Here is an 11,526-nt window from a genome sequence, read left to right on the forward strand (position 1 = left end):
CTTCGACGTCTGGTAGATGTGGCGGGTTGGTGTCATTGCGCAAGCATACAATGACGATCAGTGGGTCCGATCAACCCGGATCGGCCCCTCTGCGCTCGTGCAGTCGTGCGCTCGCGCTGCTACTTCTTCTTCTTGCCCTGGGCCCGGCGCTGCTCGCGGTTGCCCGCGGCCGGTGCTGCCGCATCGGTGCGCTGTCCGAACGCCCCGCGTTCGGCCGGTGCCGCGTCGGGCTGATCCGCAGGTGCCTGACGAGCCGCGGCCGCCTGGCGCATCTTGTCGGTGGCGGCCTGCTGCACCCGCCCCCGGTCGTCGCGCACCTCGACCTCGCCCGCATCGTTCGCCGCGGAGTACTCGAGGCGCTGCTCGCCGCCGCCCTCGGACAGTCCCTTGGCCTCGACCTCGGCGGTCTGCGAGTCTGCGGCACGCCGCACCTCGACCTCGAGGTTGTAGAGGTAGCCGACGGACTCCTCCTTGATCTGGCCCATCATCGACTGGAACATCGCGTAGCCCTCGCGCTGATACTCGATCAGCGGGTCGCGCTGCGCCATCGCCCGCAGGCCGATGCCGTCCTTGAGGTAGTCCATCTCGTACAGGTGATCGCGCCAGCGGCGGTCGAGCACCTGCAGCACCACGCGACGCTCGAGCTCACGGGTCGCCGCCTCGCCGAGCGACTCCTCACGCGTCTCGTACGCGATCTTCGCATCCGAGAGCAGCTCGCGGGTGAGGCCGTCCGCCGTGATGCCGCCCTTGCGGTCCGCGGCCTCGGAGACGACCTCGTCGATCGTGACGCTGACCGGGTAGAGGGTCTTGAGCTCGGTCCAGAGCGCGTCGAAGTCCCAGCTCTCGTTGTGACCCTCGCCCGTGTGGTCGCGAACGACACCGCTGATCGCGTCCTCGATGAAGTGCTGCACCCGGTCGGCGATGTCGTCGCCCTGCAGGATGTGGCGGCGATCAGCGTAGATGGCCTCGCGCTGGCGGTTGAGGACGTCGTCGTACTTGAGGACGTTCTTGCGCATCTCGGCGTTGCGGGACTCGACCTGCGACTGCGCGCTGCGGATCGCGCGGGAGACGAGACCCGACTCGATCGGCACGTCGTCGGGGAAGTTCGTGCGAGCCAGGATCGCCTCGGCGGCACCCGACTGGAACAGGCGCATCAGATCGTCGGTGAGGCTGAGGTAGAAACGGCTCTCGCCGGGATCGCCCTGACGGCCGGAACGACCACGGAGCTGGTTGTCGATCCGTCGGGACTCGTGGCGCTCGGTGCCGAGCACGTACAGTCCCCCGGCCTCGATGACCTTCTCGGCCTCCTCGGCGACGACGGCCTTCTTCTCCTCGTAGGCCTCGTCCCAGGCGACCTCGTACTCCTCCGGCGTCTCGACCGGGTCGAGACCGCGGCCCTTCAGATCCTGCACGGCGAGGAACTCGGCGTTTCCACCGAGCATGATGTCGGTTCCACGACCGGCCATGTTGGTCGCGACCGTCACGGCACCGAGCCGACCGGCGCGGGCGACGATCTCCGCCTCCCGCGCGTGGTTCTTGGCGTTCAGGACCTCGTGCTTGACGCCCTTCTTCGCGAGGAGCCGGGAGAGGTACTCGCTCTTCTCGACGCTCACCGTTCCCACCAGCACCGGCTGGCCGTTGGCGTGACGCTCGGCGATGTCCTCCACGACCTGGGCGAACTTCGCCGCCTCGTTCTTGTAGACGAGGTCGGACTGGTCCTTGCGCACCATCGGCCGGTTGGTCGGGATCGGGATGACGCCGAGCTTGTAGGTGGACATGAACTCGGCCGCCTCGGTCTCGGCGGTACCGGTCATACCGGCGAGCTTGTCGTAGAGACGGAAGTAGTTCTGCAGGGTGACCGTCGCGAGGGTCTGGTTCTCGGCCTTGACCGGAACCGCCTCCTTCGCCTCGATCGCCTGGTGGATGCCCTCGTTGTAGCGACGACCGACCAGGATGCGGCCGGTGTGCTCATCGACGATCATGACCTCGTCGTTCATGACGACGTAGTCGGTGTCCTTCTTGAACAGCGCGAGCGCCTTGATCGAGTTGTTCAGGAACGAGATCAGCGGGGTGTTCGCGGACTCGTACAGGTTGTCGATGCCGAGGTAGTCCTCGACCTTCTCGATACCGGGCTCGAGCACGCCGACGGTGCGCTTCTTCTCGTCGACCTCGTAGTCCACGCCCGCCTCGAGGGTGCGCGCGATCTTGGCGAACTCGGCGAACCAGCGGTTGGCCTCACCCGACGAGGGACCCGAGATGATCAGCGGGGTGCGCGCCTCGTCGATGAGGATCGAGTCGACCTCGTCGACGATGGCGAAATAGTGCTCGCGCTGCACGAGGTCTTCCTTGCGCCACGCCATGTTGTCGCGCAGGTAGTCGAATCCGAACTCGTTGTTCGTGCCGTAGGTGATGTCGCACGCGTACTGCTCACGGCGGACCGCCGGGGTCTGACCCGAGACGATGATGCCGGTCGTCATGCCCAGCGCGCGGTACACGCGACCCATGAGCTCGGCCTGGTAGCTCGCGAGGAAGTCATTGACCGTGATCACGTGGACGCCCTCACCCGCGATCGCGTTGAGGTAGGCGGGGAACGTGGCGACGAGCGTCTTGCCCTCACCGGTCTTCATCTCGGCGATGTTGCCGAGGTGGAGAGCCGCGCCGCCCATGATCTGCACGTCGTAGGCGCGCATGCCCAGGGTGCGCTTCGCCGCCTCACGCACGGCGGCGAAGGCCTCCGGCATCAGCTGATCGAGCGTCTCGCCCTTGGCGAACCGCTCCCGCAGCTCGACGGTCTCGTTGCGCAGTTCGTCATCCGTGAGCTTGGAGATGTCCTCTTCCAGCGCGTTCACGGCCTTGACCACCTGGTTCAGGCGGCGGATGACCCGCCCTTCGCCCGCGCGCAGCAGCTTCTCAAGAGGATTGGCCACAGATGTCATCTCCCTGTCGGATGGTTCCGGCGGCGCCGCGTATCGAGCGCCGACCGGACATACCTTGCCATGTTACCGGTCCGTGACCTGCGCGTCGTCTGCATGGCGCGGGGTCGTCGGATTTCCCGGTATGTATATTTGTGCACGACACCCGGGAGGTCCACATGTCGGTGAGACAGAGTCTGCTCGCGATCCTCGCGCAGGGCCCCTGCTACGGCTACCAGCTGCGCCACGAGTTCGATCGCCGCACCGGCTCCGTCTGGCCGCTCAACGTGGGACAGATCTACAACACGCTCGAGCGCCTGGAGCGCGACGGCCTCGTCGCCAGAGGCGCCGCTGATGCCCAGGGCCACGTCTACTGGGAGATCACCGATGCCGGGGCGGATGACGTCGACCGCTGGCTGGCCTCGCCGATCGAGCGCGGGCGGACCACGCGCGACGAACTCGCGATCAAGCTGGCCGTGGCGGCGACGCTTCCCGGCGCCGACGCCGCCGAGGTCATCGCGATCCAACGGGCCGCGGCCGAGCAGCACCACGCGACGCTCGTGAACGTGCGCGACTCCCGCGAGGACCACACCCCCGAAGGACTGGCGTGGTCGCTCGTGGTCGACTCGATGATCTTCACCGCCGACGCCGAGCTGCGCTGGCTCGATCATGTCGAGGCGCGCCTCGCCCGGCATCCGCGTCACGCGCTCACGATCGAGCTGACGGCCGACCGCCCTCGACGCGGCCGGCCGGCCAGGGTCGAGGCGGTCGCGCTCGTCTGAACCGCGTTCGCCTCAAGCGGATGCACAGCCAGGGTCGGCGCTCGGGAAACTAGGATCGGTCCTATGGCTGGAATATGGGGCAGGCGCAAGCGCGAACAGGAAGAGCTGGCCGCACAGGATGCCGATCTGGCACGCCGTGCCGAGCAGTCGCTGGTCGCGGCCGACGAGCGGATCCGCAGCACCTCGGACGAGCTCTCCTTCGCCGAGGCCGAGCTCGGCGGCCAGCTCACCGGAGACCTGAAGAAGGCGCTGAGCGCCGTGCGGACGCACCTGCGCGAGGCGTTCCAACTGCACCAGCTGAACCACGATGAGATCCCGGACACCCCGGAGGAGCTCCGCACCCGCAACGCGAGGATCGTGCAGCTGTGCGACTGGGCGCAGGACCTCCTCGACGAGAAGACGTCCGCCCTCGCCGAATCGATCGCGAAGGTCCGTCGCGCTCCCGAGGTCATCGCGAAGGTGCGCGCGGATGCCGCCGAGCTGAGCACCCGGATCCCGCAGACGAACGAGACCGTCGCACGCCTGTCGTCGCGATACGCCGAGTCGGCCATGCACCAGATCACGGCCAGCGCGGCGGAGGCCGAGCAGCTCATCGCGTTCGCGACCCACGGGGCCTCGGTCTCGGAACGTCGTCGGGCCGCGAAGCAGAACGAAGAGGCCAACCTCGCTCTCGAGACGGCGACCGAAGCCACGCGCCGTGCTTCGGCACTGCTCGACGCCGTGGAGGACTTCGAGATCGAGGCACTGCGCGCCGAGTCGACGCTCGCCGAGGTCGTGGCCGATTCGCGGAGCGACCTCATCGCGGCGCGGACCGCTCCGCAGGTGCCGGCTGTCGCCGCCGCGGTGACCGCGCTGCAGAACGCCCTGAGCGCCCTCTCCCCCGCAGGCACCCCCGGCGACCCCTTCGCCGAGCTCTCCCAGCTCCGCGCCGCGAACACCGCCCTCGACGACGCGATCGCCACGGCGCGGCACCGCGAGGCGCATCCGCTGCCCAGCCTGCAGCAGGTGCAGCACGCCATCGACGACGCGGACCGGCAGCTGGGCGTCGCCCGCGGACTCATCGCCGGGCACCGCGGCTGGATTGGGGCGGACGCCCGCACCCGGCTCGCGGAGGCCGAGCGCCTGCGCGTCGACCTCTCCGACCTCCTCCCGGCCGAGGAGACGCGCGATCAGGCGCTCGCCGGCGCCCGCCGGGTGGCTCACCTCGCCTCCGAGGCTCTGCAGCTCGCCCAGCGCGACATCGACTCGTCCCGCCCCCAGGACCAGGGCTGGGGCGGCGGAGGCGACGGCTGGGGCGGTGGCGGCTGGAGCGGAGGCGGTCGCCGCGGTGGCGGCGGAGACATCGCGTCCGGGATCCTCGGCGGCCTCGTGATCGGCAGCATCCTCGACGGCATCTTCGACTGAGCATCCCGCGAACGGACGAACGAACGGCCCGGCCCCTCGAAGGGGCCGGGCCGTTCTCATGTCCTTCTCAGGAGGCGAGCGCCTCGGCGGGCGGAGCCTGCGTCTCGAGTGCGATGACACCGTAGTCCCAGCCCTTGCGGCGGTAGACCACGCTCGGGTGGTCGGTGCGCACGTCGACGAACAGGAAGAAGTCGTGGCCGACCAGCTCCATGCGATCGACCGCCTCCTCGACGGTCATCCACTCCGCATCGAAGCTCTTGGTGCGGATGACGACGGGCGAGTAGACCTCGTCCTCCTCGTTCTGGATCGGCACGGTGCCCGTCGCGACGGCGCGAAGGACCTCGACGGATGCGGGCTGGACGTCGATGCCCTCCAGGGCACCGCTCTCCTTCTCGAAATGCGCGCCGCGCGGGTGCTGACGTCCGTCGACCCGCTTCTCCTTGGCTCGACGGAGCTGCTCCGCCATCTTGTCCACCGCCAGGTCGAGGGCGACGAATTTGTCGCCGTCGGTGGCTTCGGCCCGCACGACCGGTCCCTTGCTCACGAGCGTGAGTTCGACGGTCTCATCGGGTACACGGCCGTTGCGATACACCCGGTGGGTGACCTTCACGTCCAATCGCTGCGCACGTGACGCGAACGTCTGGATCTTGGCGATCTTCTCTTCGACAACGGTTCTGAAGCGGTCGGTGATTCCCACCCCGACGCCAACGATGCTCGTTTCCATTGCTGCCTCCTTGTCCCGGTCCTCCCGGCCAAGGGCGGACCGTGGTCGCCTTGTGTCCCCCCACGCTAGTCGGCACGACGACGGATGTCACGGGTCATTTCCTGCGTGTCTCCGATGCGTACGCATTCCGTTCACTGTGACGTGGTGTGGCGGCCAGTACGACCGCGGACAGGACGTCCGCCCCGGCGACCCGCAGCGCCCGCGCCGCCTCATCGAGGGTGGCGCCCGTGGTCATGACGTCGTCGACGAGCACCACCGCGAGCCCGCCACTGCCCTTCGCGCACATGCTCCCGTGCACGTTGCGCGAGCGACTCTCGACGTCGAGCCCTCGTTGATCCGCCGTCGGACGGCGGGTGGAGAGAAGGCGACGGGGTGTGTACCCCGCGCGACGGATCAGGAGGTCCGGGACCCGGTAGCCTCGGCGACGGAAGGCCGCTCGTGAGCTCGGAACCGGCACCACCGCGACCTCACCTGCGGGTCGGGCCTCGAGCACGCCCCGCAGCACCTCGCCCAGCGCAGCCCCCAACGGGTGCGCGAGCCGGGTCTCGCCCTCGTCCTTGAGCCGCCGCACGCAGCGCGCGGGCACCGACTCGAACGGCATCGCGGCACGGACGAGGAGTCCGGCTGTCGTGCCGGTGACGACCGGCCGCGCCCGGATGCGCTGCCGGCAGGACGCACAGAGCAGCGTCTCCGGCGCATCGCACCCGGCGCACGTGGCCGCGAGCAGCAGCGCGAGGACGTCGGCACCGATGGCACGGACGGCGTCGATGGCACGGACGGCGGGGGCGGCGGCGGATGACGGCATCCGCCGATCCTGCCGTGGATCCGCGCGTGCTGCGCTCGCGGTCGACTTCGCGCACGGGTGCTGTCAGAAGTCCGCGCGGATCACTGCCGGTGCAGGAGCGGTGCGCTCGCGGTCAGTGCCCGGCCCGCGTGGCGAGGAGCGCGACGCCGCTGATCGACTCGCTCCACGCCGAGCCGGTGCGGGCGAAGACGGCCCCGCCGGCACCGAGAACCCGCAGCCCCGAGGCGCTGCGAGCGCCCGCGAGCGACACGGCATCCGTGGGCGCGACCTCCGACGTGCCGGTACCACCGACGATCTGCGTGATCACCGTGCGGTCCTCGAGGTCGGCGAGCACCCCCAGGCGATCGGGACCGAGCCACACGAGAGCGGTCGCCGAACCTCCCAGCTGCGCGAGAGGTTCGATCGGTCCCAGCTCGGTGGGCATACCCGTCTCGTCGCGGATCACCGACGACACGACGATCCACCGCTCGCCGCCGACCACGACGACGGCGGCGATCCGCGCGCCGTCGACGGAGACACGGATGGCGGAGACGGAGGAGGCGTCGGGCCACGCGCCGGAGATCGCGTTCGGTGCCACCTCGCTGCCGATCGCCTGCAGCGCGGCCGGGGCGTTCGAGGGCACCGACCAGGTGTAGCCGTACGGGTCCATCGACGGACGCACGAGGTTCGCGCGCTCATCCAGTTCGTCGAACTGTCCCTCGCCCGCGAGATACACGTGGCCGTCCGCGAGTTTCACCGCCGCACGCGTGCCGTCGAGCGCCACGTCGATCGCCGAGATCGGCTGCGTCACGGCGAGGATCTCCTCCGTGACGCCGGCGATGGGAGTGATCTCGCTGCCCACGAGGGTTCCGAACTCGCCGTCCCGCAGCACGATGCTCCCGGTGTCGGCGGGGTCCTCCACGAGCTTGACGACCCCGGCTTCGAGGGTGCGCCCGTCGACGGTGAAGCGCACCTGGCTGATCTGCACGCCGGCCGCGGCGAACGTGCTCTGCAGCTGCGTGCGCATCCGGGCGAGGGTCTTCGGATCCAGACTCAGCGCTTCGCGATTCAGTGCCACGTCCGCGACCTGGTCCGAATCGATCGGCACGGCGTCCCGCGCGAGCTGCACGCCCTGCGGGAACGCGCTCTGCACCGCCGGGTCGAGCCAGGGGCTGGGGGCGCCGCCGATCAGAGACTGCGCGATCGTCGTGGCGACCGTGGCACGACGGGGGAACCAGCGCACGTCGGGCACCAGGCGCTCCCAGGTCTGGTCGTAGTACTGCAGAGCGAAGTCGTCGTAGACGCGCGAGAACCGGGACTCGTCGATCACGACGCCGTCGGGCGCCTCGGAGATCCGCCACTGCCCGTCGTCGAACACCACCACGAAGGCGGAGTTCGACGCTCCGAACGACTCCGAGTATGCGCCGGTCGCATCGACGCTGGCCAGCTGATCGAAGGTGACGCGCACGTCGGCGGTGTCACCGGCGGCAGGCTCGTCGTCCTCCTCGATACTCGAGGTGAACAGGCGCGTCGACGCGCTCACGTCGATCGAGACGCCGGTGTTCGGGCGCCAGGTCGACGCGAGGTCGGGGGTGAGGAACTTGCGCGCGGTGTCCCAGTTGTCCGCCGGCGTGATCGCCGCCTCCATGAAACCCTCGACGATCGCGGCCGGAGCGGCGCCGTCCGCAGGGCCCGAGGCGAGAGGGAGGAAGTCGGGGTCCTCCGGGGATGCCCCGAGGGCGAGCCCGGGCTGGGCGTCGCCGGACGTGGGCAGCCCCGTGCACGCGGTCAGCATCAGCACGGTCGTCGCGATGGCGAGGCCGCGCAGGATACGGCGGGTCCGACGCATCATTCGATGCTCCCTCGGTCGAAGAGCTCGGCCGGGATGTCGGCGAGATGGATCGGCTGGGTCGCGTCGCCGATCTCGGACAGCGAATCCTGCGGCTCCGTCGAGATCGGCGACGGCCCCTCTGACGCGTCGCCGCGGCGCGGAAGCGTGAGCACGAAGTTCGTGCCGACCCCGAGCTCGGACCACACCGCGAGACTGCCGCCGTGCAGGGTCGCGTCGCCGAGCGCGATGGAGAGCCCGAGACCCGTGCCGCCGATCGTGCGCTGACGCGAGGGATCCGCCCGCCAGAAGCGGTCGAACACCCGCTCGGCATCCGCCGGTTCCATGCCGAGCCCGAAGTCGCGCACCCCTGCGGCGACGGCATGCTGATTGCTGTCGACGGTCACCACGACCGGGCGCCCCTCGCCGTGCTCGATCGCGTTGCCGATCAGGTTGCGCAGCACCCGGCGCACGCGACGCGGATCCATGTCCACCGGAGAGTAGCCGCCAGGCGCGACCAGACGCAGCTCGGTGCCTCGTCCGTCCGCGAGCGGCTGCATCTGCTCGATGATGTCCTCCGCGAGATGCGCGAGGCTCGTGGCCTCGAGCTCCAACTGCACGGACCCCGCGTCGTAGCGGCTGATCTCCAGCAGGTCGGACAGCAGCGTCTCGAAACGCTGCACCTGGGTGTGCAGCAGCTCGGTCGTCCGGGCGGTGGTCGGATCGAACTCCCCGCGCTGGTCGTTGAGCATGTCGGCCGCGAGCCGGATCGTCGTGAGCGGCGTCCGCAGCTCGTGCGAGACGTCGGACACGAATCGCTGCTGCACGAGCGAGAGCTCGCCGAGCTCCTTGATCTGGGACTCGATGCTGTCGGCCATCGCGTTGAACGACCGACCGAGGGTCGCGATCTCGTCTTCTCCGTGCACGTCGATGCGCACCGCAAGGTCGCCCGACGCGAGTCGGGCGCTGGTCTCGGCGGCCTCGACGATCGGGGTCGACACGGTGCGCAGCACGATGAACGAGATCGCTGCGACGATGGCGACGAGCCCGATCCCGGCGATCCACAGCGTCCGCTGCACGAAGGTGAGAGTGTTGTCGGCATCGGCGAGATCGTACGCGAAGTAGAGCTGGAAGGATCCCGCCTCAGGCACCTGCAGCTGCTGGCCGACGATGATTCCCGGGACGACCCGGCCGGCGACATCGAGCCCCACCGACTGCCAGGATTGGCGGTCGTCGAACTGCACGACCCTGTTGCTCAGACCCGTGCTGATGATGTTGGCGCTCAACCCCGCCGAGAACCCGTTCAGTGCGACGGCATCGGGGTCGTCGTTCATCCGGATGCCGGCGAAGCCCTCTGCCGTCGAGTAGCGCCGGAGATCTGCCTGCACGCTGTCCCAGAGTTCCTGCAGTGCGGCGGGCTCATCGCCGAGGGCTGCGGAGTCCAGGGTCACCTGCGCCAGGTTCACGGCGCGGGCCGCGTCTTCGAGCGCCTCCGTCTTGCGGGACTCGAAGAGATCGTTCTGGATGACCAGGGCCATGGTGACGCAGGTGATCAGGATCGCCGTGGACGTGAGGAGCAGAGTGACCGTCAGCGTGCGGAATCGCAGCGAACTCCGCCACAGCGCGCTGACGACCGACGGCCAGCCTCGCCAGTCGCGGATGACAGCGACCGCCGTGGTGGTCGCTGTGGGCGCGGCCATCGTCGTCCTATCCCGCGCTCCCGGCGCGGTAACCCACGCCGCGCACCGTCATGACGATCTTGGGATTGTCGGGATCGAGCTCGACCTTGGCCCTCAGACGCTGGACGTGCACGTTGACCAGGCGGGTGTCCGCCTTGTAGTGGTAGCCCCACACCTGCTCGAGGAGCATCTCGCGGGAGAAGACCTGCTGCGGCTTGGACGCGAGGGCGACGAGCAGCTGGAACTCCAGCGGGGTCAGAGCGATCGGCGCCGTGCCGCGCCGCACCTCGTGCGCATCGACGTCGACGGTGAGATCGCCCACGCGCAGCTGTTCGCCGACCGTCTGCGGAGTGGGGCGGAGCCTGGTGCGGATGCGGGCGACGAGCTCCTTCGGATTGAAGGGCTTCACGATGTAGTCGTCGGCCCCGACCTCCAGGCCGCGCACCACGTCGGCGGTGTCGCTGCGGGCGGTGAGCATGATGACGGGGACTCCGGATTCGGCCCGGATCCGCGTGCAGATCTCGATGCCGTCCATGCCGGGGAGCATCAGGTCGAGCAGCACGAGGTCGGGACGCTGCGTGCGCCACTCCTCGACGGCCCGCGCTCCGTCGGCGCAGAACACCGGCTCGAAGCCCTCCGTGCGCAGCACGATGCCGATCATCTCGGCGAGCGCGGTGTCATCGTCGACCACAAGAATGCGTGAGGTCATAACTGTTACCTTATGGCACTCAGTCCCACCGACCTCCGTCTGCGCGTCCGACGGCGGGTGTGACACGATGGGAGCGCACGACGGAGGGAGTGCCGGTGAGCGGCCAGACGTGGACCCCTGCCCCGAAGAGGGGCATCATCCCCCTGCATCCGCTGACCTTCGGGATGCTGCTGAGCAGGTCGTTCGCGGCGCTGCGCCACAACCCGAAGGTGCTCTTCGGCTTCGGGGTCGTGATCCAGCTCGCGGTCGTGGCGCTCAGCGCCACCGTGATGGGGTTCGTGTTCGTCACGACCTTCACGCGCCTGGAGTCCCTCTCCCCCTCCTCCGCGGATTTCGAGGCAGTGTTCGCGGGGACCATCGCCATGAATCTCGTGGCCGGGCTCGCCGTGGGCATCGCCTCCATCGCCTTCACCGCTCTCATGCAGGGAGTGGTGGCCGCCGAGATCGGCTTCGCCGCGATCGGGGTGAAGGCCGGGCTCGGCACGCTCTGGCGACGGATGATCCCGTCGTTCTGGCGGCTGGCCGGCTTCGCGTCCCTCTCGGTCGTCTTCGTCTTCGGCGTGATCGTGATCGTGTTCCTCATCATCGCCGGATTCGTCGCCGGGGGTCTGGGGAACTCGGTCGAGGCGATCGGCGGCATCGTCATCCTCGTGGTCGTGCTGATCCTCGCGACCATCCCGCTGGTGGTGTGGCTCACGACCAAG

Annotated in this window: 8 protein-coding genes and 1 pseudogene; 3 read left to right on the plus strand and 6 right to left on the minus strand. The window is 69.2% G+C overall.

Features of this window, described 5'->3' with window-relative positions; genetic code table 11:
- Window positions 1-119: 119 nt before the first annotated feature.
- Window positions 120-2,927 (minus strand): preprotein translocase subunit SecA, encoded by a 2,808-nt coding sequence (gene secA / locus ABTZ43_RS15105; RefSeq protein WP_056416465.1) that lies wholly within the window; start codon window positions 2,925-2,927, stop codon window positions 120-122.
- Between the two features lie 164 nt (window positions 2,928-3,091).
- On the opposite strand from secA, the gene ABTZ43_RS15110 reads away from it, so the two are divergent.
- Both ABTZ43_RS15110 and ABTZ43_RS15115 read left to right on the plus strand, forming a co-directional pair.
- Window positions 3,092-3,694, plus strand: a complete 603-nt coding sequence (locus tag ABTZ43_RS15110; protein WP_056416461.1) for a PadR family transcriptional regulator — start codon at window positions 3,092-3,094, stop codon at window positions 3,692-3,694.
- Window positions 3,695-3,757: 63 nt separating this feature from the next.
- Complete coding sequence (locus ABTZ43_RS15115; RefSeq protein ID WP_056416458.1) at window positions 3,758-5,098, plus strand: coiled-coil domain-containing protein; 1,341 nt, start codon at window positions 3,758-3,760, stop codon at window positions 5,096-5,098.
- A 67-nt stretch (window positions 5,099-5,165) separates the two neighbouring features.
- On the opposite strand, the gene hpf is transcribed toward ABTZ43_RS15115, so the two are convergent.
- From hpf to mtrA, 5 genes are all read right to left on the minus strand, one after another.
- Window positions 5,166-5,822, minus strand: a complete 657-nt coding sequence (hpf, locus tag ABTZ43_RS15120; RefSeq protein ID WP_056416455.1) for a ribosome hibernation-promoting factor, HPF/YfiA family — start codon at window positions 5,820-5,822, stop codon at window positions 5,166-5,168.
- Between the two features lie 94 nt (window positions 5,823-5,916).
- The gene (locus ABTZ43_RS15125; RefSeq protein ID WP_056416452.1) at window positions 5,917-6,627 is read right to left on the minus strand and encodes a ComF family protein; all 711 of its coding nucleotides are present in this window, start codon (window positions 6,625-6,627) and stop codon (window positions 5,917-5,919) included.
- Window positions 6,628-6,739: 112 nt separating this feature from the next.
- Window positions 6,740-8,458 carry an LpqB family beta-propeller domain-containing protein gene (locus ABTZ43_RS15130; protein ID WP_056416449.1) on the minus strand — a complete coding sequence of 573 codons (1,719 nt, stop codon included), beginning with the start codon at window positions 8,456-8,458 and terminating at the stop codon, window positions 6,740-6,742.
- Window positions 8,455-10,134 (minus strand): MtrAB system histidine kinase MtrB, encoded by a 1,680-nt coding sequence (mtrB, locus tag ABTZ43_RS15135; protein WP_056416446.1) that lies wholly within the window; start codon window positions 10,132-10,134, stop codon window positions 8,455-8,457. Before mtrB ends, ABTZ43_RS15130 begins: the two co-directional genes overlap by 4 nt.
- A 7-nt stretch (window positions 10,135-10,141) precedes the next feature.
- Window positions 10,142-10,822, minus strand: a complete 681-nt coding sequence (mtrA, locus tag ABTZ43_RS15140; RefSeq protein ID WP_056416443.1) for an MtrAB system response regulator MtrA — start codon at window positions 10,820-10,822, stop codon at window positions 10,142-10,144.
- Window positions 10,823-10,917: 95 nt separating this feature from the next.
- Here mtrA and ABTZ43_RS15145 point away from each other — a divergent pair.
- Window positions 10,918-11,526, plus strand: a pseudogene (locus ABTZ43_RS15145) (glycerophosphoryl diester phosphodiesterase membrane domain-containing protein); the annotation flags it as partial.

Origin of the sequence: Microbacterium sp. NPDC097977, assembly GCF_040302605.1 — a bacterium.
Lineage (GTDB): Bacteria > Actinomycetota > Actinomycetes > Actinomycetales > Microbacteriaceae > Microbacterium.